The sequence below is a fragment of the Aeromicrobium ginsengisoli genome (assembly GCF_004134905.2).
In the GTDB taxonomy this organism is placed as follows: domain Bacteria; phylum Actinomycetota; class Actinomycetes; order Propionibacteriales; family Nocardioidaceae; genus Aeromicrobium; species Aeromicrobium ginsengisoli.
The window spans coordinates 521,080-543,893 of the sequence record NZ_SDPQ02000002.1; the positions used below are offsets into that span (position 1 = coordinate 521,080).

23 protein-coding genes are annotated in these 22,814 nt (G+C 69.4%); 9 read left to right on the forward strand and 14 right to left on the reverse strand.

What is annotated here, in order from left to right; genetic code table 11:
* The first annotated feature begins 6 nt into the window (after nt 1-6).
* Complete coding sequence (locus ESP70_RS09395) at nt 7-831, forward strand: PHP domain-containing protein (protein WP_149689021.1); 825 nt, start codon at nt 7-9, stop codon at nt 829-831.
* Between the two features lie 75 nt (nt 832-906).
* On the opposite strand, the gene ESP70_RS09400 is transcribed toward ESP70_RS09395, so the two are convergent.
* The 4 genes from ESP70_RS09400 to ESP70_RS09415 form a co-directional block, all read right to left on the reverse strand.
* A complete protein-coding gene (locus tag ESP70_RS09400) occupies nt 907-1,605 on the reverse strand; it encodes an FAD-binding oxidoreductase (protein WP_149689022.1) in 699 nt (232 codons plus the stop codon).
* Nucleotides 1,606-1,681: 76 nt separating this feature from the next.
* Entirely contained in the window at nt 1,682-2,296 is a 615-nt protein-coding gene (locus tag ESP70_RS09405; protein ID WP_149689023.1) for a sulfite oxidase-like oxidoreductase, read from the reverse strand.
* Nucleotides 2,296-3,129, reverse strand: a complete 834-nt coding sequence (locus ESP70_RS09410) for an alpha/beta fold hydrolase (RefSeq protein WP_149689024.1) — start codon at nt 3,127-3,129, stop codon at nt 2,296-2,298. Before ESP70_RS09410 ends, ESP70_RS09405 begins: the two co-directional genes overlap by 1 nt.
* Nucleotides 3,130-3,131: 2 nt before the next feature.
* Nucleotides 3,132-3,890: an SDR family NAD(P)-dependent oxidoreductase gene (locus tag ESP70_RS09415; protein ID WP_149689025.1), complete on the reverse strand. Its 759-nt coding sequence runs from the start codon at nt 3,888-3,890 to the stop codon at nt 3,132-3,134.
* Between the two features lie 61 nt (nt 3,891-3,951).
* On the opposite strand from ESP70_RS09415, the gene ESP70_RS09420 reads away from it, so the two are divergent.
* Nucleotides 3,952-4,728 carry a ParA family protein gene (locus tag ESP70_RS09420; RefSeq protein ID WP_149689026.1) on the forward strand — a complete coding sequence of 259 codons (777 nt, stop codon included), beginning with the start codon at nt 3,952-3,954 and terminating at the stop codon, nt 4,726-4,728.
* Between the two features lie 16 nt (nt 4,729-4,744).
* On the opposite strand, the gene ESP70_RS09425 is transcribed toward ESP70_RS09420, so the two are convergent.
* Together ESP70_RS09425 and ESP70_RS09430 are read right to left on the reverse strand one after the other, a co-directional pair.
* Complete coding sequence (locus ESP70_RS09425; protein ID WP_223148677.1) at nt 4,745-6,199, reverse strand: MFS transporter; 1,455 nt, start codon at nt 6,197-6,199, stop codon at nt 4,745-4,747.
* A 114-nt stretch (nt 6,200-6,313) separates the two neighbouring features.
* Nucleotides 6,314-6,976 (reverse strand): PadR family transcriptional regulator, encoded by a 663-nt coding sequence (locus tag ESP70_RS09430; protein WP_149689027.1) that lies wholly within the window; start codon nt 6,974-6,976, stop codon nt 6,314-6,316.
* Nucleotides 6,977-7,077: 101 nt separating this feature from the next.
* Between ESP70_RS09430 and ESP70_RS09435 the strand changes: the two genes are divergently transcribed.
* A complete protein-coding gene (locus ESP70_RS09435; RefSeq protein ID WP_149689028.1) occupies nt 7,078-7,749 on the forward strand; it encodes a L,D-transpeptidase in 672 nt (223 codons plus the stop codon).
* Nucleotides 7,750-7,786: 37 nt separating this feature from the next.
* Here ESP70_RS09435 and ESP70_RS09440 read toward each other — a convergent pair whose 3' ends face one another.
* Nucleotides 7,787-9,208, reverse strand: coding sequence for a DEAD/DEAH box helicase (locus ESP70_RS09440; RefSeq protein WP_149689029.1), 1,422 nt, complete (start codon nt 9,206-9,208; stop codon nt 7,787-7,789).
* A gap of 113 nt (nt 9,209-9,321) precedes the next feature.
* On the opposite strand from ESP70_RS09440, the gene ESP70_RS09445 reads away from it, so the two are divergent.
* Nucleotides 9,322-10,020: a ferritin-like fold-containing protein gene (locus ESP70_RS09445; RefSeq protein WP_149689030.1), complete on the forward strand. Its 699-nt coding sequence runs from the start codon at nt 9,322-9,324 to the stop codon at nt 10,018-10,020.
* 127 nt (nt 10,021-10,147) lie between these two features.
* Here the strand turns inward: ESP70_RS09445 and ESP70_RS09450 are convergent, their stop codons facing one another.
* The 6 genes from ESP70_RS09450 to ESP70_RS09475 are packed head-to-tail and all read right to left on the reverse strand — an operon-like array spanning nt 10,148 to nt 13,574.
* Nucleotides 10,148-11,368, reverse strand: a complete 1,221-nt coding sequence (locus ESP70_RS09450; protein WP_149689031.1) for an RNA polymerase sigma factor — start codon at nt 11,366-11,368, stop codon at nt 10,148-10,150.
* Between the two features lies 1 nt (nt 11,369).
* Nucleotides 11,370-11,711 (reverse strand): YciI family protein, encoded by a 342-nt coding sequence (locus ESP70_RS09455; RefSeq protein WP_149689032.1) that lies wholly within the window; start codon nt 11,709-11,711, stop codon nt 11,370-11,372.
* A gap of 33 nt (nt 11,712-11,744) precedes the next feature.
* Complete coding sequence (locus ESP70_RS09460) at nt 11,745-12,302, reverse strand: GrpB family protein (RefSeq protein ID WP_149689033.1); 558 nt, start codon at nt 12,300-12,302, stop codon at nt 11,745-11,747.
* A gap of 2 nt (nt 12,303-12,304) precedes the next feature.
* Nucleotides 12,305-12,667, reverse strand: a complete 363-nt coding sequence (locus ESP70_RS09465) for a hypothetical protein (RefSeq protein ID WP_149689034.1) — start codon at nt 12,665-12,667, stop codon at nt 12,305-12,307.
* A gap of 8 nt (nt 12,668-12,675) precedes the next feature.
* Complete coding sequence (locus ESP70_RS09470) at nt 12,676-12,936, reverse strand: DUF3107 domain-containing protein (RefSeq protein WP_342780178.1); 261 nt, start codon at nt 12,934-12,936, stop codon at nt 12,676-12,678.
* Nucleotides 12,933-13,574, reverse strand: coding sequence for a TetR/AcrR family transcriptional regulator (locus ESP70_RS09475; RefSeq protein ID WP_235503456.1), 642 nt, complete (start codon nt 13,572-13,574; stop codon nt 12,933-12,935). The genes ESP70_RS09470 and ESP70_RS09475 overlap by 4 nt, the downstream gene beginning before the upstream one ends.
* Before the next feature lie 135 nt (nt 13,575-13,709).
* On the opposite strand from ESP70_RS09475, the gene moeZ reads away from it, so the two are divergent.
* The 5 genes from moeZ (at nt 13,710) to nudC (ending at nt 22,499) form a co-directional block, all read left to right on the forward strand.
* On the forward strand, nt 13,710-14,882 hold the full coding sequence (moeZ, locus tag ESP70_RS09480) for an adenylyltransferase/sulfurtransferase MoeZ (protein ID WP_149689035.1): 1,173 nt from the start codon (nt 13,710-13,712) through the stop codon (nt 14,880-14,882).
* Nucleotides 14,883-14,970: 88 nt separating this feature from the next.
* Nucleotides 14,971-15,267, forward strand: a complete 297-nt coding sequence (locus ESP70_RS09485) for an MGMT family protein (RefSeq protein ID WP_149689036.1) — start codon at nt 14,971-14,973, stop codon at nt 15,265-15,267.
* Between the two features lie 29 nt (nt 15,268-15,296).
* Nucleotides 15,297-18,524: an ATP-dependent helicase gene (locus ESP70_RS09490; protein ID WP_149689037.1), complete on the forward strand. Its 3,228-nt coding sequence runs from the start codon at nt 15,297-15,299 to the stop codon at nt 18,522-18,524.
* Complete coding sequence (locus ESP70_RS09495; RefSeq protein ID WP_149689038.1) at nt 18,521-21,634, forward strand: ATP-dependent helicase; 3,114 nt, start codon at nt 18,521-18,523, stop codon at nt 21,632-21,634. Before ESP70_RS09490 ends, ESP70_RS09495 begins: the two co-directional genes overlap by 4 nt.
* A 4-nt stretch (nt 21,635-21,638) precedes the next feature.
* Nucleotides 21,639-22,499 carry an NAD(+) diphosphatase gene (nudC, locus tag ESP70_RS09500; protein WP_246161987.1) on the forward strand — a complete coding sequence of 287 codons (861 nt, stop codon included), beginning with the start codon at nt 21,639-21,641 and terminating at the stop codon, nt 22,497-22,499.
* Here nudC and ESP70_RS09505 read toward each other — a convergent pair.
* Nucleotides 22,496-22,741 carry a mycoredoxin gene (locus tag ESP70_RS09505; protein WP_149689039.1) on the reverse strand — a complete coding sequence of 82 codons (246 nt, stop codon included), beginning with the start codon at nt 22,739-22,741 and terminating at the stop codon, nt 22,496-22,498. The two genes, nudC and ESP70_RS09505, sit on opposite strands and share 4 nt — an antisense overlap.
* Nucleotides 22,742-22,814 lie beyond the last annotated feature (73 nt).

Consider the following 22,814-nt stretch of genomic DNA (forward strand, 5'->3'; position numbering starts at 1 on the left):
GACCACGTGAAGATCGACCTCCACACCCACAGCGACCGGTCCGACGGCACCGACACCCCGACGGAGCTGATCGAGAACGCCAAGGCAGCGGGGCTCGACGTCATCGCGATCACGGATCACGACTCCACCGAGGGGTGGAAGGAGGCCGACAAGACGGCCAGGCGGGTCGGCATCACGCTGGTGCACGGCATCGAGATCTCGACGAAGCTCGACGGCAAGAGTGTGCACCTGCTGGGCTACGAGTTCGACCCCAAGGACAAGCCACTCCTGCACGAGCTCCGCAAGGTCATCGACGGGCGCAACTCCCGGCTCCCGGCCACCCTCGAGCGGCTGCGCGGGCTCGGCATCGACATCACCGCGCACGACGTACGGGCGAGGTCGACGAACGCCGCGGCGACCGGCCGCCCGCACGTCGCCGACGCGCTGATCGACCTCGGTGTCGTGCAGGACCGCAACGAGGCGTTCGAGCGCTACCTCAAGCCAGGCCGGCCGGCGTACGTCGACCGTTATGCCGCCGACCTGCCCACCGCGATCGGCCTGGTCAAGGCGGCCGGCGGCAAGGCCGTGTTGGCGCACCCGTGGTCACGCGGCAGCCATCGGGTGCTGACCCGCGACCGCATCGGCACGCTCAAGGAGCAAGGGCTCGACGGGCTGGAGGTCGACCACAACGACCACGGAGCCGAGGACCGTGCGGCCCTGCGGCAGATCGCACGTGACCTCGGCCTCGTGCGTACGGGCTCCAGCGACTATCACGGCACCGGCAAGATCGACTTCCCCCTCGGCGGCAACACGACCGAGCCCGAGCAGTACCGGCGCCTCCTGGACCGGTGACCTCCGAGATTCGGATTCCGATGCACCAGGAGCCCCGACGTGGTGGTGCAGATCGATCCATATCTCGAGCGTTGTCTAGCTGGTGACGCCGAACTGCTCGACGCGCACGATGCTGCTCGGCACTCCGGCTTCGCCGAGGCTGCGGCCCACGAAGCTGACGAACCCCGCCGACCCGCAGACGTACGCCCGCTCGATGCCCTTGGAGAGCTCGGCCAGCTCGTCGGGGTAGATGTGGGCGGCGACGCGATCGCCGTGGTTCTCGCGGGTCAGCGCGATGAAGGCGCCGAACTCCTCGAGCTCCTCGATGTAGGGCAGTCGCTCCCGGGTCTGCGCCGAGGCGACGATCGTGAGCTGCGAGGCCGTGCCCATGCGCCGGGCGTAGCGGAGCATCGAGACGAACGGCACGACGCCGGATCCGCCGGCGACACACAGCGACGGCACCTCGCCGCCCCACACGAACCACCGGCCGATCGGGCCGCGCAGCTCGAGCTCGTCGCCCACCTCGACGACGTCGTGCAGGAACCCCGACACCTCGCCGCGCGGCAGGCACTCGACCATGAGCTCGATCAAGGGGTCGGCTGGATCCGAGGCGAGGGAGTACGACCGCTGGGCGGTGTAGCCGTCAGGTGCCCGCAGGCGTACGACGTAGTGCTGGCCGGGCACGTGGTCGTGCCGGTCGGCGACCTCGAGCCGCAGCCGGACGTACGTCTCGCCGAACCGCTCGACCTCGCGCACGATGCCGGTGGTCCACGAGCTGGCAATCGCCTCAGTCATGCTGTCGTCCCCGATAGAAACCCACGATACGAGAACGACAGCATGAGTGCCTGCCGGTTCCCTCGCTGGCGCTCGGTCATGCATCACCCTGGTAGCGCTGCTCCAGCCACGGGTCGCCGCGGTCGTGGTAGCCGTTGCGCTCCCAGAAGCCCTGCTCGTCGTGGTCCATCAGCTCGATTTGGGTGATCCACTTGGCCGACTTCCAGAAGTAGAGGTGCGGCACCAGCAGGCGTACGGGACCACCGTGCTCGGGCGCCAGCGGCTTGCCGTCGAACTCCCAGACGATCCACGCCTTGCCGTCGGTGATGTCGTCGAGCGGCAGGTTGGTGTTGTAGCCCGTCGTCGCGGTCGCCATGACGTGCGTGGCCTCGGGCTTGGGCTTCGCGATCTCGAGCAACGCGTCGACGCTGACGCCGGCGAACGTGGTGTCGAACTTGGTCCACGTCGTCACGCAGTGGATGTCGCCGAAGTAGGACGACGACGGCAGCGCGTGGATGCCGCGCCAGTCCCACGTCGTCGGCTTCTCGACCAGGCCGTCGACCGTCATGGTCCAGGTGTCGAGGTCGATCGTCGGGGTCAGCTCGGCGGTGAGGACCGGCCAGGTGGCGCCGGTGTCGTACTGGCCGGGTGGCAAGCGCGTGTCGCCGCCGCGCCGGGCACCGCCGGTGAATCCGCGAGTGAAGTTGGCCATCAGGTGTTCTCCTTCAGGAACGGCAACCATGCGTCGATGAGGCCCTGCGGGTTCTCGACAGCGGGGGAGTGGGCAGCATCCTCGACGATGTGGATCTCGGTGTCGAGGCGCTTGGCCATGGCTTCCTGTACGTCGTGCGGCCACGCGTCGTCGTCGGCGCCGCGGCCGACCCAGAACGGGAGGCCGGTCGCGGCCACCTCGTCGATGATGTCGGGCGCGTCGATCAGGAGCTGGGTGATGGCCTTGAGCGATGCCGGTGCGTTCGAGGTGAAGCGCTGGTCCAGGAACTCCGCGATGTCCGGCGCCAGCGAGCGATCGCGCGGCATGTGGGCGCGGATCTCTGCGAGTGACATCGCTCCGATTGCTTGCACGAGCGGAGTCAGCGGTGGCCGGCCCGGAGTCTCTCCGAGGGCACCGGGGCCGGTGCAGAGCAGGCTCAGGCTGTGCCACGCGGACGGGTCGGCGACGACGGCCTGTTGCGCGACGAGGCCGCCGAACGAGTGCCCGAGGAGGTGGGACGGCGTCGGCGTGACGGCCGACTCGACGGCCAGCGCATCAGCGGCGAACCCGTCGAGCGTGTAGTCACCGTCGGGCGCGCCCGGTGTCTCGTACTGGCCCCGCTGGTCGTACGTCGTCGCGTCGAACCCCGCCGCCGCCAGGAACGGCAGGAATGCGGTGAAGTCCTCCTTGGACCCGGTCCAGCCAGGCACGAGGAGGACGTGCCCGACGGCGCCGTCCGTGCGTACGGCGTGCGCCGCGAACCCGCCACGCGAGGTCTCGACCGTGACCGCCTCAACCCCAGGCGGCAGGACGAGGGTCTTGGGCGTGCTCATGTCTAGCGGCCACGCTTCGCGATGCGCGTGACGAGCCCCTTCGGGAGGTAGCGTGCGAGCCCGGCCAGCACCTTGTAGCGGACCGACGGGATCGACACCGACTTGCCCTTGTCGAGGTCCTTGAGCGAGGTCTTGACGACCTTGTCGGCCTTGAGCCACATCCACTTCGGCACGCCCGAGACGTCCATCTCGCCGCGCTGGTGGAACTCCGTGCGGACAAACCCGGGACACAGCGCCTGCACCGAGATGTTGACGTCGGCGTAGTGGATGTCGGCCCACTGCGAGAGGTTGAGGAGCCAGGCCTTGTGGGCGGAGTAGACGCCGCGCGGGGTGAACGCCGCGACGCTCGACACGTTGATGATCTGGCCACCACCACGGCCGGCCATGGTCTTGATCGCCGCGTCCATGAGGTGCATCGGTGCACGGACGAGGAGGTCGAGCTGGCGGTCCTCGTCGTTGATGTCGGTCGTGCCGAACCAGCCGGCGAGCGAGGCCCCGGCGTTGTTGACCAGCAGGTCGACCGGACGGGTCGTGTCGGTGAGTTTGTTGACTGTCGCGCGTACGCCTTCGGTGGTCGACAGATCGGCCGTCACGACGTCGACCTCGACCCGGTGCTTGCTGCGCATCTGCGTCGCCAGGGACTCCAGCCGCTCGGTCGTACGGGCCACGATCACGAGGTCGTAGCCGCGCCGGGCCAGCTCCTTGGCGAACGCGTTGCCGATCCCTGAGGTTGCCCCGGTCACCAGCGCGCGACGTGTCATGGAGCAAGCATGCCAAACGCCTCAGCGCGTGAACGGCGAGGTCAGGCGACGTGATGACACAATGGCGATCGTGACGACGACTATCGCAGTGGCGAACCAGAAGGGTGGCGTCGCCAAGACCACGACGGTCGTGTCGCTCGGCGCCGCGCTGACCGAGCTCAAGCAGCGGGTCCTGCTCGTCGACGTCGATCCGCAGGGCAGCCTGACGTTCTCGCTCGGCATCGATCCCGAGGACCTCGAGGTCACGGTCGCGGAGGTGCTGCTCGGCACCCGGCAGGCCGAGGACGCGATCGTCATCACCGACGACGGCATGCACCTCCTGCCGGCCAACATCACGCTGACCCAGGCCGAGGAGAGCCTCATCGGGCGCACCGGCCGCGAGCAGCGGCTGCGGGTCGCGCTCGACAAGGTCGCCGACGACTACGACTGGATCCTCATCGACTGCCCGCCGACGCTCGGCATCCTGACGGTGGGCGCGCTGTCGGCCGCGCAGCAGGTGCTGATCCCACTGCAGGCCGAGACGCTGTCGCACCGCGGTGTCGGCCAGCTGCTCGACACGATCCACGACGTGCGCCAGTTCATCAACCCGTCGCTGGAGATCATGGGTGTGCTGCCCACGATGTACGACGGCCGCACCAAGCACGCCCAGAACGTGCTCGCCGCGATCCGCGAGACGTACGAGCTGCCGGTCGTGACGCCGCCGATCCCCAAGACGATCCGCTTCGCCGAGGCGCCCGCGATCGGCCGCTCGGTGCTTGCCACGGCCCGGACGCACAAGGGCGCCGAGGCCTACCGCCAGGTCGCCGCCGGCATGCTCGCCGGCAACAAGAAGAAGTAGTAGGCCCCGGCACCGCTCACACGGTCTCGAGCAGCTCGGCCTGCTCGCGCGCGTGCCGCTGCACGGCGTTGCGGTCGGGCAGGAACAGCGTCGCGGCGGCCGACAGCAGATAGCCACCGGCGGCCCACCACGACGCCTCGACGAACCCGTCACGCAGCCCGGTCTCGGTGAACGTGTCGCCGACGACGTGGAAGAACACTGCTCCCACGATCGCGATGCCGAGCGCCGAGCCGAGCTGCTGGAACGTGCTGTAGGTCCCGGACGCGGCGCCGGCATCATCGGTCGACACCGTCGCGAGGGCGATGTCGATGAGCGGGACGACCAGCATGCCGAGGCCGATCCCGGCCGCCAGCAGGGGCGGGGTGCCGTCCCAGGCACCGAATCCGGCGCCGTGGTCCGACACGATCCGGGCCAGCCACCAGATGCCGACGGCCTGGAGGATCGCACCGGCGAACAGCACGACCTTGCCGAGCTTGAGGCCCAGGGGTGCCGAGATACCGACGCCGATGAACGCGCCGAGGCTGAACGGCAGCAGGACCAGGCCGGCGTGGACGGCACTGAACCCGAGGCCGCTCTGGACGTAGATCACGAGCGTCAGGGCGAAGCCGGCCATGGCCGCCGAGCAGGCCGCCTGGGTCACGAGACCGGCGGCGAATCCGCGGTTGCCGAACAGGTGCATGGGCAGGAGTGACGACTGCGTGAGCCGTTCAGTACGCCGCTGGTTCGCGACGAACGCGGCCAGGACGACAGCAGCACCGGCGAACATCGCCCAGATCCAGGCCGGCCAGCCCTGCTCGCGACCCTCGATCAGAGGGAAGACCAGCAGGAACACCCCGATGGTGGCGAGCGCGAAGCCGGGCAGGTCGAGGCGGGTCGCCCGCTCCGACACGGTGTTGGGGACGTACTTCAGCGCCAGCACGATCAGCACGATGCCGACCGGGATGTTGATGAGGAAGATGCTGCGCCAGCCGACACCGAAGGCGTCATGCGTGATGAGCCACCCGCCGAGCAGGGGACCGACCACGGCTGCGGTGCCCGAGACGGCGCCGACGATGCCGAACACGTTGGCGCGCTCCTTGGGGGCGTACATGACCTGCACGGTCGACAGCAGCTGCGGCACCATCATCGCGGCGAAGGCGCCCTGCACGACCCGGGCGGCGACGAGGGTGTCGCCGTTGCCCGACAGGCAGGCCGCGAGCGAGGCGAGGGTGAAGCCGGCGACGCCGATGACGAAGACGCGTTGGCGGCCGAAGATGTCGCCGAGCCGGCCGCCGGTGATCAGCAGCACGGCGAACGCCAAGGTGTAGCCGCCGAGGATCCACTCGAGGTGGGCGGGGCTGGCGTCGAGGTCGGAGCGGATCGCCGGGAGCGCCACGTTGACGATCGTGACGTCGAGCAGGTCCATGAAGGCGGCGAACATCAGGACGCTCGTCGCGATGGCGCGCTTGGTGGATGGGGCAGGGGTGTTCACAGTGTCTCCTTGTGGGTGAGAGACGCTCGCTACCCTGTGCTTGGGGCCGGGGTCGCTTGCGACTCGGTTTCCGATCCCCGGTCGATGCCAGTCGGCCGGGGATCACTGAAATCTCTAGGGGTCGATGCCGAGCAGGTGCCCGAACTCGTCCATGAGCTTGGCGGTGGCCTCCTCGCCGGAGTGCCCGGCGGCGCGCAGCTCGTGGATGCGGCGCCACATCTCCAGGCCGCCGAGCCGGTCGTGCGTGATGTCGTCGACGAGCTTCTCGACGAACGTGATCTCTGCGAGGCGCAGTGCTTCGGAGTAGTCACCCTCGACGAGGAACAGGGCGGGGAATCCCTCGGGCACGTGAGCGCGCACGCCGTCGTACTGGTTGCTGGCCAGGCGCTGCGCCCGGAGCCGCAGCCTGAGTAGCTCGAGCGCCTCCTCGGGCGGCAGCGCACCCATCAGCGACAGCGCGGCCTCGAAGTCGGTGAACTGCGGCGTCGGGTCGCGCAGCATCTCGCTGAGCCACTCCCGCATCGCCGTGGCACCGTCGTCGGTCAGCTCGTACACCGTCCGCTCGGGGCGGTTGCCTTCGCGCAGCGTCTCGCGCGCCGTGATCAGGCCCTTCTTGCGCAGTGACTCGACGACCGCGTAGAGCGATCCGTAGTTGAGCCGGATGCTCTCCTCCTTGCTGCGTTGGCGCAGGGTCGAGGACATCTCGTACGGGTGCATGGGCTTCTCGAAGAGCAGCGTCAGCACCGCCAGGGACAGGGCGTTGGCTGGTCGCTTCATGGCACTCCTCGGGTTGTACTCGTACCCGAATACTCTAACTAGAGTAATTTGGGTTTGGCAAGTCTGCGGAGGCTTCGGGTCGTGCCGATTAGGATGGGAGCGTGTCCAAGCACCGCGCCTCCCATCGGATGATTCGTCGTCGCGGACGCGTCGGTGCGCTGGGACTCGCGATCGTGGTCACGATGGCCGTCGGCGGAGCCGCCGTCGGCATCCTGCCGCAGCTCAAGCCGGACCGGGCAGCAGCCGACACCTCAGCAGCAGCGCCCGCGTCGATCGAGACGGCGCGGGTCGACACCGTCGTCATCCCGACGCCCGCACCCAAGCGGCGAGCCGCCGCCGCGAGCGTCACGAAGGTTGCGCCCGTCCCCGAGCTCCCGGCCGGCTCCGGCTCGGGCCGGCGCATCGTGTTCGACCAGAGCGATCAGCGGGTCTGGCTCGTCGACGACGGCAGCAAGGTCGCGCGCACCTACCTCGTCTCGGGCAGTCGCTTCGACAACCTGCAGCCGGGGTCCTACACGGTGCAGTCGAAGTCGCGGCATGCCGGCGCGTTCGACGGCAGCGGCACGATGGAGTACTTCGTACGCTTCGCGACCGGCTACAGCGAGCCGATCGGCTTCCACTCGGTGCCCAAGGACAACTCCGGCAAGCTCGAGCAGACCAAGGCGCAGCTGGGCACGCCGCTGTCGGCCGGCTGCGTACGCCAATGGCTGCCCGACGCGATCGCGCTCTGGGACTTCGCCCCCGTCGGCACCAAGGTCATCGTCACCGCCTAAGCCCAAGGCTGAGCGTCGTTGGGCCTGCGTGACCCCGTCAGTCCGTCTTGGCGACCGGGGCTCCGCCGCGCGAACGCGTGCGGTTACGGTTGCGGCGGGGACGCTGTGCGCCGTCGCTCTTCTCGCCGCCTGAGGACTGCTGCGCCTTCTGCTCGCCGCCGCGTCCACCGCGGTCGCCGCCGCTGCGCTCGCTGCTGCGTCCGCCACGGTCTCCACCGCTGCGACCGCGACCACCGCCACCGCGCCCGTCGTCCTTCTTGGGCTCACGCGGCGACGGGTCCTTGATGCGGCCCTTGACGTTGCGATCGATGCCGAGGTCGTGGAACAGGTGGTCCGACGTCGAGTAGGTCTCCTGCGGCTCGTCGAACGGCAGGCCCAGCGCGGAGTTGATGAGCTTCCAGCGCGTGATGTCGGCCCAGTCGACGAACGTCACGGCGATGCCCGAGGCGCCGGCGCGGCCCGTGCGACCGATGCGGTGCACGTACGTCTTGTCGTCCTCGGGGCAGTTGTAGTTGATGACGTGCGTGATGCCGGCGACGTCGATGCCGCGGGCGGCCACGTCGGTCGCGACGAGGATGTTGATCTTGCCCTCGCGGAATCGGGTCAGCGCCTTCTCGCGGGCCGGCTGCGCCATGTCGCCGTGCAGCGGCGAGGCGGGGAAGCCGCGGTCGATCAGCTCGTCGGCGACCCGCTGCGCGGTGCGCTTGGTGCGGGTGAAGACGAGGACCTTGCCGACGTCGTCGGCCTGCAGGATGCGGCCGACGATCTCGGCCTTGTCCATCTCGTGCGCCTGCCAGACGAACTGCGCCGTCGCCGGCACCATCTGGGTGTCCTCGCCGGACTCGGCACGGATGTTCATGGGGTGGCGCATGTGCTTGCGGGCCAGCCCGACGATCGCGCCCGGCATGGTCGCCGAGAACAGCATCGTCTGGCGGGTCTCGGGGGTCTTGGCCAGCAGCGACTCGACGTCGGGCAGGAAGCCCAGGTCGAGCATCTCGTCGGCCTCGTCGAGGACGAGCGACTTGACGTGCGACAGGTCGAGCGCGCCACGGTTCGCCAGGTCGAGGAGACGGCCGGGCGTACCGACGACGATGTCGACGCCGGCCTTGAGCGCATCGAGCTGCGACTCGTAGGGGACGCCACCGTAGATCGTCAGGTTGCGGGTGCCGCGCTTCTTGGACGCGATCTCGATGTCGCTGGCGACCTGGATCGCGAGCTCGCGCGTCGGAGCGACGATGAGGGCCTGCGGCTTGCCGGCGACGACCTGGTCGTAGTCGGCGTCGTGGGGCGCTACCGTGCGCTGGATGACGGGGATGCCGAACGCCAGCGTCTTGCCGGTGCCGGTGCGCGCCTGGCCGATCAGATCGGTGCCCATGAGGGCGACGCCGAGCGTCATCTCCTGGATCGGGAAAGCTTCTTGGATGCCGACGTCACTCAGTGCGTCGGCGATCTCGGGCATGACGCCCAGATCTTTGAACGTAGTCAGGGTCTTCTCGAATTCTTGAGACTCGTGGGATTTCTGGGTCCAGTCTATCGTCTGGCGACGCCGGCCTTCCCGCTACGCTGCGGGGCATGGCTTCCAAGAACGTTCCGCCGCCCTCGACGTTGGACGATCCGGTCTACCGCACGGGCGTGATCGAGCTGCTCGGCATCCTCGCGTACGGCGAGATCAGCGCGTGCGAGCGCCTCGCCGAGGACGCCAAGATGGCGCCGGACCTCAAGACCAAGGTCGAGATCGCGGCGATGGCGACGGCCGAGTTCGGGCACTTCGAGAAGCTGCGCGACCGGCTCGTCCAGCTCGACGAGGATCCGTACGAGACGATGCAGGAGTTCGCGCCGATCTTCGAGCGGTTCCACCGGCAGACCGCGCCGTCGGACTGGCTCGAGGGACTCGTCAAGGCGTACGTCGGTGATGGCCTGGCGGCCGACTTCTACCGCGAGATCGCCGCCTATCTCGACCCGGAGACTCGCTCGCTCGTGCTGGACACGCTGAGCGGCACGGGGCACTCGGACTTCGTCGTCGACGCCGTACGCGGTGCGATCGAGAAGGATCCGCGGGTCGGCGGCCGCCTGGCCCTGTGGGGGCGGCGGCTCATGGGCGAAGCGCTCAGCCAGGCGCAGACCGTCGTCGCCGAGCGCGACGCGCTGAGCACCGTGCTGGTCGGCGGTGTCGATCATCCCGGCATGGACCTGGCCGGCATCGGTCGTATGTTCACCCGCCTCACCGAGGCCCACGCCGCCCGCATGGAGAAGCTCGGCCTGGCCGCCTGACCGTCGAGCGGTGACCTGGTCGCCCATCAGGCGGTTGGGCGGTGACCTGGTCGCCCATCAGGCGGCCGGAAGGGCGATTCAGTCACCGCGCCGTGGCGGGAAGGGCGACCACGTCACCGCCCGGAGCTCAGGAACCCCGCAGCTCCGCGGCGCGTTGCTCGAGCTGACGGCGTTCCTGCTCGGTCGGCGCGAGCTCGATCGCCTGCTCGAGGGCGATCAGCGCCTCCTCGTGCAGCCCCGCCCGGCTGAGCAGGTCACCGCGAGCGGCTGCGACGAGGTAGTGACCGGCGAGCCGGGAGTCCTCGGCGGCGGACTCGAGCGCGGCGAGGCCGGCCAGGGCACCGTCGCTCATCCCGACGGCGACCGCTCGGTTGAGCGCGATCACCGGCGAGGGAGCGATGTCGAGCAGCTCGTCGTACAGGGCGACGATCGCGGGCCAGTCGGTCTCCGCCGCCGACGGCGCGGTGGCATGTGCAGCGGCAATGTCGGCCTGTACGCCATAGGGACCGCGCACGGTCCAGCGGTGCCGGAGCAGGGCCGCACCCTCGTCGATCTCGTCGCGGTGCCATCGCGACCGGTCCTGGTGCTCGAGCGTCACCCGCTCACCATCGACCTCGCGCGCATCGCGTCGCGCGTGCTGCAACAGCATCAGCGCGAGCAACGCCCGCGTCTCGTCGGAGTCGGGCAACAGCATGACAAGGAGGCGGCCGAGCCGGATCGCCTCGTCCGCGAGCGAACGCGCGCTCGTCGCGTAGCCCTCGGTGAACACGAGATAGACCACGGCCAGGACGCCGTCGACGCGCTCGGCCAAGTCGTCGGTCGGCACGCGATAGGGGATCCCGGCGTGCGTGATCTTGTTCTTCGCCCGCAGGAGCCGCTGCCCCATCGTGGCCTCCGACGTGAGGAACGCCCGGCCGATCGCCTCGGTCGACAGCCCCGACACGACCTTCAGCGTCAGCGCGACCCGCGCCTCGAGCGCGAGCGCGGGGTGGCAGCACGTGAACACCAGCCGGAGCCGGTCGTCGCCCATCGGTGACGGATCGGTGTAGTCGTCGCTCAGCTCTTCGATGACGGCCACCTCGGCGAGCTTGCCCCGCTCGACCTGGGCGCGCCGCAGCACGTCGATGGCCCGTCGCCGCGCCGTGGCGGTGAGCCACGCGGCCGGATTGGCGGGTACGCCGTCGCGCGGCCAGGTGAGCAGGGCACGTTCTGCTGCGTCGGACACCACGTCCTCGGCGAGGTCCCAGTCTCCGGTCGTACGGATGAGGGACGCGACGATGCGCAGCCGCTGCTCCGCCAGGGCATCGGCGAGCGCGCGAGCGACCTCGTCCGCCGCGCCCTCGCTCACGTCAGCCTTCGTACGGCCAGAACGGCCGGACCTCGATGGTCCCGGCCGCGGACATGGGGTGGGTCGACGCGATCGCGATGGCCTCGTCGAGGTCGTCGCACTCGAGGATGTCGAATCCGGCGATCCATTCGCGCGTCTCGGTGAACGGCCCGTCGGTGATCAGGAGCTCACCGCCACGGCGGCGGATCGTCGTGGCGGACTCGGGCGGGCGCAGTCGCTGGCCGTCCAGCCGCTTGCCGCTACCGTCGTGCTTGGCCACCCAGTCCTCGACCGGGTCGACGGCCGGGTCGGACGGCCGGTCGGCGGCGTCGGGATCGCTGACGATCAACATCATGTACTTCATGCCTGCTCCTTGGGTCGGATTCATCGTCGTACATCAGGACGACGAACGGGACCCCTGGGAATCCGACAGGATCTGCTCGACGACCGACGACTTCTCGTCGGCGTAGTCCTGCACGCGCTCCCAGTGCTGCGCGGCCAGGCGTTGCTTGGTGGCGAGATAGCGCTCGAACGACTCCGGATCCGTGCGGAGGCGGTCGCGGAACGTGATCATCCGGTCGTGCTCAGGAGAGCCGGTCGTGAAGACGTGCAGGTTGACCCGCGGCTCGGCCAGCCGCAGCAGCCGGTGCTGGTGCCAGCCGCGCTCGCGGAGGTGGAGGACGTAGCCGATGCCCTCGAGCGCCGGGACGTACGCGGGCTCGTCGGCGCTGTCCACGACGAGCAGGTTGATGTCGATGATCGGCTTGGCCGGCAGCCCAGGGACCGAGGTCGAGCCGACGTGCTCGACCGCCGTGGCGACCGGGCCCAATGCCGTACGAATGCCGGTCGCCAGGGTCTCGAACGTCGCGGGCCACTGCGGGTCGTACGGGGACAGCTCGATCGTGCCGTCCACCCGCGACGGGGGCAGGAGGTACTCGACGGCGTCGTCCGACACGGCTAGCCCTCGAGCAGGACGCCGGACTGGCGGAACGCCGCCACGACGTCGTCGACGACTCCGTTGAACTGCTTGACCGCCTTGGCGCGGCCCATGAGGCCGCCGGACACGCCGACTGAAGGGCGGGTCAACCGGACGACGGTGCCCGCGTCGATCGCGTGCAAGGCCAGGCCGGCCTGCAGGTGTGGCGCGAAGCCACCGAGCAGGAGCTGCTTGCCCTTGCTGCCCTTCTCGGCGGTGCCGGACCACTCGTCGTGCCAGGTGACGGAGAACCCACGGCTCTCCAGCGCCTGCACGACCGATGCCCGCGCCTGGGCGGGATCGCCGCTGACGGCGATCTCCCGGGTGTCGACCGGCTCGGCCATCGCGCGACCTACTTGGAGGCGGCGGTGACGGCTTCGCTCGCGGCGAGGCCGAAGCCGACCTTGCGGCCGAGGTCCGAGGTGAAGTCGAGGTAGGCGACCTTGCTGGCCGGGACTGCGACCGTACGACCCTTGTCGTCGGTCAGGGTGAACACGGTGTCGTCCTTGAGGGCGGTGTCGAGCGCCTTGAGCACGGCATCGGGCGCCGACTCGGTTGCCACTGACAGCTCACGGGCGGCGTGCTGCACGCCGATCTTGACCTCCACGGTCACTCATCTCCTTTGATGTCATCTTCGTTGCGGGGGAATGCGCCGATGCCGCGCCAGGCGAGGCCGGCGACGAGCTGGACGGCTTCGCTGCGGGTCAGGGTCGAGTCCTGCGACAGCCAGTTGCGGGCGCCGACGTGGCCCATGCCGACGAGGCTGACGGCGAGCAGGTGTGACGAGGCGACGGGCAGGCCGGTGTCCTCGCGGATGACCTCGGCGATCGCGGAGGCCGACTCCTCGATGACGCGATCGATCTGCTCGCGTACGGACGGATCGCTCGTGAGGTCGGACTCGAACACCAGTCGGAACGCGGCACCCTGGTCGGCGACGTAGTCGTACCAGAGCTCCATCGTGGCCCGGACGCGCTTGCGGTTGTCGGTCGTCGACGCGAGGGCGGTCTTGACGCCGTCGATCACGGTGTCGCACGAGGTCTCGAGCAGCGCGAGGTAGAGGTCGAGCTTGCCGGGGAAGTGCTGGTAGAGCACGGGCTTGGAGACGCCCGCACGCTCGGCGATCTCGTCCATCGACGCGGAGTGGTAGCCCTGCTCGACGAACACCTCGAGCGCGACCTCGAGCAGCTGAGCGCGACGCGCGGTGCGCGGCAGGCGGCTCGTGCGCGGACGCAGCGGGGTGGTTTCGGTCACGGGCCCAGCCTAGTGGGTGATGCCCGGCATCCGGACGCCCGCCGGGGCCGTTGGCCGTACGGGGAACAATGGAACGTACGTGCGGTGTTATGCCGCCAGAACCGTTTGCAGCTCAGCTTGCACAGAGGAGAACCCGTGGTCGCCCCACTCGTGGAACCCGCCGACGAACTGACCATCGACGAGGTACGCCGCTACAGCCGGCACCTGATCATCCCCGACGTCGGGATGACGGGCCAGAAGCGGCTCAAGAACGCCAAGGTGCTCGTCATCGGCGCCGGCGGGCTCGGCAGCCCCGCGTTGCTCTACCTCGCGGCGGCAGGTGTCGGCACGCTCGGCATCATCGACGACGACGTCGTGGACGAGTCCAACCTGCAGCGCCAGGTCATCCATGGGCAGTCCGACATCGACAAGCCCAAGGTCGACTCGGCCGCGGAATCGGTCGCCGAAATCAACCCGTACGTCACGGTCATCAAGCACCACGTGCGGCTCGACACCGACAACGTGCTCGACATCTTCAGCCAGTACGACCTGATCGTCGACGGCACCGACAACTTCGCGACGCGCTACCTCGTCAACGACGCGGCCGTGCTGCTCGGCAAGCCGTACGTCTGGGGCTCGATCTACCGGTTCGAGGGCCAGGTGTCGGTGTTCTGGGCGCAGGAGGGGCCGCAGTACCGCGATCTCTATCCCGAGCCGCCGCCGCCGGGCATGGTCCCGTCGTGCGCCGAGGGTGGCGTGCTGGGCGTGCTGTGCGCGTCGATCGGCTCGATCATGGTCACCGAGGCGATCAAGCTCATCACCGGCATCGGCGACCCGCTGATCGGCCGGCTGATGGTCTATGACGCGCTCGAGATGCGCTACTCGACCCTCAACATCCGGCGCGATCCCACGGGCGTGCCGATCACGGGTCTGATGGATGACTACGAGGCGTTCTGCGGCGCGATCAGCGAGGAAGCCGCCGACGCGGCGGCCGACTCGACGATCTCGGTGACGACGCTCGACGGCTGGCTCAAGGAGCGCAACGACGGCGGGCGCGACTTCGTGCTGGTCGACGTACGCGAGCCCAATGAGTACGAGATCAACAAGATCCCCGGCTCGATCCTGATCCCCAAGGGCGAGTTCCTCAACGGCAACGCGCTGGAGCAGCTGCCCGACGACAAGCAGATCGTCCTGCACTGCAAGTCCGGCGTACGTTCGGCCGAGGCGCTCGCGGTGCTCAAGGGTGCGGGCTACAAGGACTCCGTGCACGTGGGTGGCGGTGTCGTGGCGTGGGTCAACCAGATCGACCCGAGCCAGCCCTCGTACTGACCTCCGTTCCCGCTGAGCCTGACGTTTCTGTTGCGACACGCCGTGCCGCACCAACAGAAACGTCAGGCTCAGCGCGTAGGAAAGCCTCATGGATCGTGAGTTCGTCGAGCGCGTGCTCGACCTCGTGGAGCGGATCCCGCTGGGCCGCGCCGTGTCGTACGGCGCGATCGCCGAGCACCTCGCCGCCGGTTATGGTCCGCGCTACGTCGGCCGGGTCATGGCGATGGAAGGGCACGCCGTGCCGTGGTGGCGGGTCGTCCGCGCCGACGGAGCGATGGCGCCGCCCCTGATGCCCGAGGCGCAGGTGCACTGGCTCGAGGAGAGCACGCCCGTGCGCAACGGCCGGGTCGACATGAAGAACGCCGCGTGGGACTTCGCCGACTGAGTGTCCGCCCCGTCTGGTGAGATGGGGACATGCCGGTCGAGTACGTGTTGGACAAGCCGAGCGTCGAGCCCGTCGTCGCTCCGGTGCTCGACGACAGCCAGCGCGCCGTGATCGAGCACATGACCGACATCGGCGGGCCGCTGCAGGTGCTGGCCGGGCCGGGCGCGGGCAAGACCACGACGCTCGTCGAGCTGGTCGTCGACCGGATCGAGCAGGGCGGGTTGTCGCCGGACGAGGTCCTGGTGCTCACGTTCAGCCGCAAGGCCGCGCAGGAGCTGCGCGCGCGCATCGCCCGGCGACTGGCTCGCACCACGGCCACCACGGCGGCCATGACCTTTCACTCGTTCTGCTACGCGTTGCTGCGATCAGAGCAGGACGCCAGTGGCTTCGCCCAGCCGCTTCGTCTGCTCAGCGCCCCGGAGCAGGACGCCGTCATCTCCGAGGTCCTGGCCGGCACGGACCCTGAGCAGTGGCCTGCTGCGATGCGGCCCGCTTTGCGTACCCGCGGTCTCGCCAGCGAGCTCCGCACCCTCATCGCCGCCGCGCGGGCCAACGGGATGGATGATGTCGACCTGCTTCGTGTTGCTGATTCGGCTGGTCGCGGCGACTGGCGCGCAGCGGCTGAGTTCTTCGACGAGCTGACGGCCGTGGCCGCGCTGGCCCACACGATCGACCACACCGATCTCATCTTCGAGGCGGTCAAGACGCTCAACGATCCCGCCATCCGTGACCGGTGGCGTTCTCGCCTGCGACTCATCGTCGTCGACGAGTATCAGGACACCGACCCGCTCCAGGTCGAGCTGCTGCAGGCCCTCGCAGGAGACGGCCGCGATCTGGTCGTCGTGGGCGATCCCTATCAGTCCATCTACGGATTCCGTGGAGCCGATGTGCGCGGCATCATCGATTTCCCCGATCAGTTCGCGACCGCGGCGGGGCCCGCGCCGCGGCTCACCCTCGGCTACACCAATCGCTACGGGACGGTGATCGCCGCGGCCGTACGCTCGGTGGTCGACAAGCGTGGCGCGCTCGGCGCCGTCGACGGCACGGCGTTCGAGGCGCTGCGCAGCCCGACCAGCCGCGCCAGCGACCCCGGCTCCGTGCAGGTGGGCACGTTCTCCTCGCCCACAGCCGAGGCCGAGCACATCGCGCTGCTGCTGCGGCAGGCGCACCTGCACGACGGTGTGCCGTGGCGCGACATGGCGGTGCTCGTACGTTCAGGGCTGCACCTGGGCCGTCTGCAACGGGCACTCACGGCCGCCGGCGTACCGGTGGAGGTCGCCGGCGACGAGTTGCCGCTCGCGGCCGAACCAGCGGTGCGCACGCTGCTCGCAGCGTTGCATGCTGCCGATGCGCTCAACCGCGGTGAGCACCTTGCCCCAGACGTCGCGCATGCCTTGCTCACCGGCCCGCTCGGTCATCTCGACGCGGCGGCGGTGCGTCGGCTCGGCCGAGCCTTGCGCAAGCACGCAGCTGCGGCCGGCGAGCAGCCGCGTGCCTCTCGGCTGCTGATCGCCGAGGCGATCGGCGACCCGGTCTTCCTGTCGACGCTCGACACGGCAGGCCCCACCAGCCGGGCGGTCGACGCCGCAGCCCGGCTCGCTGCCCTGTTGCGCACGGCGGCCGATCAGATCTCCACGGGTGAGTCCGCCGAGCAGGTGCTCTGGACGGTATGGGACGGCACGAGGTGGCCGACCCGGCTGCAGGCCGATGCCGAGAGTGACGGTGATGGCGCACCGCAGGCCAATCACGACCTCGACGCCGTGTGTGCGCTGTTCGCGGAGGCTGCCAGGGCCGAGGAGCGTGATGCCCGGCGCTCCGTCACCGAGGTCACGCGGGCGCTCGAGGAGCAGCAGATCCCAGGCGACACGATCGCCCAGAGCGGTGACTCGGGCGAAGCGGTCCAGGTCATGACAGCTCATCGGTCCAAGGGACTGGAATGGCCGCTCGTGGTGGTCGCTGCCGTGCAGGACGGTGAGTGGCCCGACGTCCGTGGTCGCGGCAGTCTGTTGCAGGGCGACCGGCTCTCAAGGGACGGCGTCCTGCCGCCGCCTTCGCCGTGGGCGGCAGCCGCCGAGGAGCGTCGCCTGTTCTACGTGGCGTGCAGCCGCGCCCGGTCACGCCTGGTCGTGACCGCGGTTGCCAGCGGGTCCGACGAGGGGGACCAGCCGTCGCGGTTCCTCGGCGAGCTGCACGCGCACGTCAACGGTGAGTCGGATCGACGGGTGCGCACCCTGCCGTCGGCGCTGGCCCGACCCACCCGCACGCTCTCGCTGCGTGGGGCGATCGCCGAGCTGAGACGCATCGGTGAGTCGACCACGGACCCCGAGGTTCGCGAGCGCGTCGCGGCCAGGTTGGCGCAGCTCGCGACGGTTCCGGCTGCCCGCTCAGCCCATCCCGACCGCTGGTGGGGTCTGGCCGAGCGCACCACCAACGACACACCCTTGCGTGACCCCGACGAGCCGTTGCAGCTCTCCGGAAGCCAGATGGACCGGCTGTCCAAGTGCACGCTGCAGTGGTTCCTCAACCACGAGGCCAAGGGCGAGCGCGGCACGTCCGCCGCACAGGGATTCGGCTCCATCGTCCACGCGCTCGCAGCCCAGACGTTCCTCGACGGTGTCGAGCCCGACGTCGACGAGATGGCCGCGCACCTCGATGACGTCTGGGGCGTGCTCGGACTGCCCGAATGGATCAGCGCGCGCGAGCGGGAGGCCGCGATCGAGGCACTCGGGCGCTTCGTGCAGTGGCATCGGAGCAATCCTCGCGAGGTGATCGCGGTGGAGCACGCGTTCAACGTCGTGCTCGACGTGGACGGTCGCGACGTCCGCCTCACGGGTTCGATGGACCGGGTGGAGCTGGGCGACGACGGAGTCCACGTGATCGACCTCAAGACGTCCAAGAATCCCCCCAGTGGTCCGCAGGTCGCGACGAACGCCCAGCTCGGGCTCTACCAGGTTGCGGTGGACGCGGGCGCGACCAGCGAGCTGGCCCCGGGCGCCGGAGCGGCCGGTGCGGAGCTCGTCCAGCTCCGCACCGACGCCCCTCGGACGGTGGGAGTGCCCAAGGTGCAGCCGCAACCCGGGCCGTCTCCGGAGCAACCGTTCTTCGCCGTGGAGCAGCTGCGCCAGGCCGTGCGGGACATCGGCGCCGAGCAGCTCAGTGCGGTCAGGGACGACAAGGAGCAGTGCAAGTACTGCGACTTCACCCATGTGTGCCCGGCCAGGGACTCCGGCGCCTCGATCCTCGGAGGACAGGCATGACCGGGCTCGTACGCGACGAGGCGCACCTGCGTGAGCTGCTCGGCATCGACTTCACCGGACCACAGATGGCGGCCATCACGGCCGGCCTCGACCGGCCCAGTGCGATCATCGCCGGCGCCGGCTCAGGCAAGACGACCGTCATGGCCGCGCGCGTGGTGTGGCTGGTCGGCCACGAGGGCATCGCGCCCGAACGCATCCTGGGCCTGACGTTCACCAACAAGGCGGCGGCCGAGCTCGGCCAACGCATTCGCGCGAGCATCGATCTGCTGGGCGTCGATCACGAGCTGCTCGGCTGGGGCGACCCGACCGCATCCACCTATCACGCGTTCGCGGGCTCCCTGATCGCCGAGCACGGTCTCCGCCTCGGCATCGAGCCCGACCTGCGGGTGGTCACCGACGCCACACGGTTCCAACGAGCCGCGCGCGCCATCGAGTCCTACTCCGGCCCCCTGGCGCACGTCACGACCCACGTCCCGACGCTGATCGGGCAGGTCATGGCCCTCGACGCCGAGCTGTCCGAGCACCTGGTGGACACCGGCGACCTTCGCGACTTCGACCGCACGATCATCGCCCGCCACGACCCGGCCGCCAAGCTCGTCGCCGTCGTACGCGACGCGGCCGGCACGGCTCGGACCCGCACCGACCTGAGCCGGCTCGTCGACGCCTACCGCGAGCTGAAGAGTGCTGACGGGGTCATCGACTTCTCGGACCAGATGGCGTGGGGTGCGCGCCTGGCGGCCGTTCCGGAGGTCCAGAGCGCGATGCGCGAGGCGTACGACGTGGTGCTCCTCGACGAGTACCAAGACACCTCCGTCGCGCAACGGGACCTGCTGATCGCCCTGTTCACGGGTCTTCCCGTCACGGCGGTCGGCGACCCGGCTCAGGGCATCTACGGCTGGCGGGGCGCCGCCACGGGCAACCTCGAGGAGTTTCTCGACGACTTCCCGGCAGGTGACCAGACCCGCGGCCGGCTGTTCTCGCTCACCGAGACGCGCCGGTGTGCTCCCACCGTCATCGACGCAGCCAACGACATTGCGGCGGAGTTCTACCTGACGTCCAAGGTCGTGGAACCTCTGACGTCGGCCAAGCCGCCGAGCGGGCGCGTCGACGTCGCGCTGCACCACACGGTCGACGAGGAGATCGAGGCGATGGTCGCCGAGGTGGCGCGCACTCACGCCGCCGGCGTCCCCCTTCGACGCATCGCGATCCTGGTGCGGGTGGCGCGCGAGAACGGTGCGATCGTGTCTGCCCTGCGGCGCGCTGGGATCCCGTTCGAGATCGTCGGCCTCAAGGGTCTGCTCGACCAGCCCGAGGTGGTGGATGTGCTGTCCCTGCTCGAGGTCGTCGACGACGTCACGGCCAACCCGGCGATGCTCCGGCTGCTGACCGGCGCTCGCTACAACATCGGGCCGCGCGACCTGGCACTGCTGGGCCGACGCGCTCGACAGCTCACCGGCAGTCGTACGTCGAACGACCGTGCCTCGCTGGCCGAAGAGCTCGCGCACGCCGTGGAAGGCACGGATCCCACCGAGATCGTCGCGCTGGCCGATGCCCTCGAGGACCTCGGCGATCTGCCGTACTCCGACGAAGCGCGTCGCCGGTTCACGGAGCTGTCGGGTCTGATCACCGGCATTCGCCGGCACAGCAGCGAGCCACTCATCGAGCTGGCCCGGCGTGCGGTGCGCGCGCTCGACCTCGACATCGAGCTCGATGCCGGGCAGGTGACCGGTGGGGCCGACAACCTCGCGTTGTTCTTCGACGCGGTGGCCGCATACGGCGAGGCCGACCGCTTCGCGTCGCTGTCAGGCCTGATCGCCTATCTCGACGCCGAGGACTTCCACAACGAAGGCATGGAGGTGTCGACGCCGTCCGAGAGCGAGTCGATCAAGCTGCTCACGATTCACCGCGCCAAGGGCCTGGAGTGGCACACCGTGTTCGTGCCGCTTGTCTCGGGCACCGTGTTCCCACCCAACCGAGGGCGGGACAAATGGGTCAGCACGGCCAAGGTGCTGCCCGGTCCGTTGCGCGGCGACGCCGCGAGCCTGCCGGAGATGGTCGACTGGACACCGAGCGGCAAGAAGTCGTACGACATCGAGATGAGGGCCGAGGCCGACATGGAGGAGCGCCGACTCGCCTACGTCGCCTACACGCGAGCTGAGGAACGGCTGGTCGTCTCCGGCCACCACTGGGGCCGCACCCAGCAGAAGCCGCTCGGCCCGTCCGAATACCTCGAGCAGACGCGCAGATGGCTCGCCGATCGCGGCGTGGAGCCGTTGGTGTGGGCCGAGGCGCCCGCCGATGATGAGACCAACCCGCACCTCGTCCAGGTCGACGGCGTGCCGTGGCCCGTGCACCCGGCACCGCTGGCGGGCCGGCGTGCGCTGGCAGAGCGCGTGCACGCGCACCTCGAGGGAGACGCCGACCAACCCGGCGAGATCGCCGACCCGCTGGTTGCGGCGCGCCTCGACGAGCTCGATGCCGACGTGGAGCTGTTGACCACCGAGGCGGCGGCAATGGCGGCGGAGCAACGTCGCGTGGAGCTGCCCGCGACGGTGTCGACGACATCGATGCTGGGCCTGGCCAACGACGAGCAGGCTTTCGTACGTCAGCTGGCACGTCCCATGCCACGTCGTCCGTCGCCGGCGGCGCGGTTCGGCACCCGGTTCCATGCCTGGGTCGAAGCGCACTACGGCCAGCAGGTGCTGCTCGACCCGAGCGAGCTGCCCGGGCAGGGTGATGCCGACTTGTCCTCTGACGCGGAGCTCGATGACGCGATCGAGAAGTTCCGTCAGGGACCTTACGGCGACCGCGAGCCCTACGCGATCGAGGCGCCGTTCTCGATCGTGCTCGGCGGGCAGCAGGTCATCGGTCGCATCGATGCGGTGTTCCAGACACCCGACGGCTTCGAGGTCGTCGACTGGAAGACCAACAAGCAGGCCACGGCAGACGAGCTCCAGCTCGCGATCTATCGCCTCGCCTGGGCCGAGCTGCATGGCGTCGATCTGGCCCGCGTCGACGCGGTGTTCTACTACGTACGCCTCGGTGAGGTGAAGCGGTTCGACGATCTCCCCGACCGCATCGAGCTCGAGAAGAGGCTCGGTCTAGCGTAGAAGCGTGGACTTCGCCTTCGACCGTACCCAGCACGACCGCGCCGGCCATCTGCGCAAGGACGACGCCTGGCGCACCCCGGACGTACGCGTCATGGTCATCGGCGGCGAGCACGTCGCGACCGTCGGCGGCGTCGGCATCCGCTGGCTGAGCCTCGACGAGGCGCCGGACGGCGCGTGGATCTTCCTCGGCATCAAGGACGGCGTCCGCTACGCCGCGGTCATGGTCGACCGGGTGCCCGACGCGCTCGAACCGGTGAGCCTGCGCACGCTCGGTCCGACGATGGCGCCTGACGAGGCATCCCTCGGAGTGCACGCGGTCGGCATCGCTCGCTGGCACGAGCACCACCGGTTCTGCGCCAACTGCGGCCAGCCGACCGACCTGGCCGAGGCGGGGCACGTCCGCATCTGCCCCGCCTGCGGCACGCATCACTTCCCGCGCACGGATCCTGCGGTCATCATGCTCATCACCGACGGTGACGACCGGGCGCTGCTGGGTCGCGGGCAGCAGTGGCCCGAGGGCCGGTTCTCGACCCTGGCCGGGTTCGTCGAGCCGGGGGAGTCGCTCGACGACGCCGTACGCCGTGAGGTGCTGGAGGAGGTCGGCATCCAGGTCGGTGAGGTCACGTACGCCGGCAGCCAGCCGTGGCCGTTCCCGTCGAGCCTCATGCTGGGGTTCTTCGGCCAGGCGCTGTCATCGGACATCACGATCGACGAGAACGAGATCGCCGAGGCGCGCTGGTTCACCCGCGACGACGTCACGCAGATGACGGCGGCCAGCGAAATGCTGCTCCCGCCCAACGTGTCGATCTCACGATGGTTGCTCCAGAAGTGGCACGGAGGAACCATCAGCGGCCGCTGGACCTAGGCCAGAGCCAGCTGCGCCTTCACCTGGGCGACGGACGGGTTGGTCAGCGCCGTGCCGTCGGCGAACACCAGCGTGGGTACGGTCTGGTTGCCGTTGTTGGCCTGCTCGACGATGAACGCGGCCTCGGGCACCTGCTCGATGTCGACCTCGTCGAAGGCGATGCCCTCGCGCTTGAGCTGGCCCTTGAGCCGGTGGCAGTACCCGCACCACGGAGTGGAGTACATCGTGAACGTGCCCGACATGGAGTGTCTCCTTCGACGACTAGTCTTGATGATCTCAACATCATTGCCACTTCAACCATTCCATGAGGAGCTT

Bases quoted from the DNA above. Each gene is read 5' to 3' on its own strand.
- ESP70_RS09410 (WP_149689024.1), bottom strand. From the start codon at position 3,129: ATGAGCACGCCCAAGACCCTCGTCCTGCCGCCTGGGGTTGAGGCGGTC.
- ESP70_RS09405 (WP_149689023.1), bottom strand. From the start codon at position 2,296: ATGGCCAACTTCACTCGCGGATTCACCGGCGGTGCCCGGCGCGGCGGC.
- ESP70_RS09420 (WP_149689026.1), top strand. From the start codon at position 3,952: ATGGCGATCGTGACGACGACTATCGCAGTGGCGAACCAGAAGGGTGGC.
- ESP70_RS09440 (WP_149689029.1), bottom strand. From the start codon at position 9,208: ATGCCCGAGATCGCCGACGCACTGAGTGACGTCGGCATCCAAGAAGCT.
- ESP70_RS09430 (WP_149689027.1), bottom strand. From the start codon at position 6,976: ATGAAGCGACCAGCCAACGCCCTGTCCCTGGCGGTGCTGACGCTGCTC.
- ESP70_RS09505 (WP_149689039.1), bottom strand. From the start codon at position 22,741: ATGTCGGGCACGTTCACGATGTACTCCACTCCGTGGTGCGGGTACTGC.
- ESP70_RS09455 (WP_149689032.1), bottom strand. From the start codon at position 11,711: ATGAAGTACATGATGTTGATCGTCAGCGATCCCGACGCCGCCGACCGG.
- ESP70_RS09490 (WP_149689037.1), top strand. From the start codon at position 15,297: ATGCCGGTCGAGTACGTGTTGGACAAGCCGAGCGTCGAGCCCGTCGTC.
- ESP70_RS09495 (WP_149689038.1), top strand. From the start codon at position 18,521: ATGACCGGGCTCGTACGCGACGAGGCGCACCTGCGTGAGCTGCTCGGC.
- ESP70_RS09485 (WP_149689036.1), top strand. From the start codon at position 14,971: ATGGATCGTGAGTTCGTCGAGCGCGTGCTCGACCTCGTGGAGCGGATC.
- ESP70_RS09400 (WP_149689022.1), bottom strand. From the start codon at position 1,605: ATGACTGAGGCGATTGCCAGCTCGTGGACCACCGGCATCGTGCGCGAG.
- ESP70_RS09445 (WP_149689030.1), top strand. From the start codon at position 9,322: ATGGCTTCCAAGAACGTTCCGCCGCCCTCGACGTTGGACGATCCGGTC.
- ESP70_RS09415 (WP_149689025.1), bottom strand. From the start codon at position 3,890: ATGACACGTCGCGCGCTGGTGACCGGGGCAACCTCAGGGATCGGCAAC.
- ESP70_RS09465 (WP_149689034.1), bottom strand. From the start codon at position 12,667: ATGGCCGAGCCGGTCGACACCCGGGAGATCGCCGTCAGCGGCGATCCC.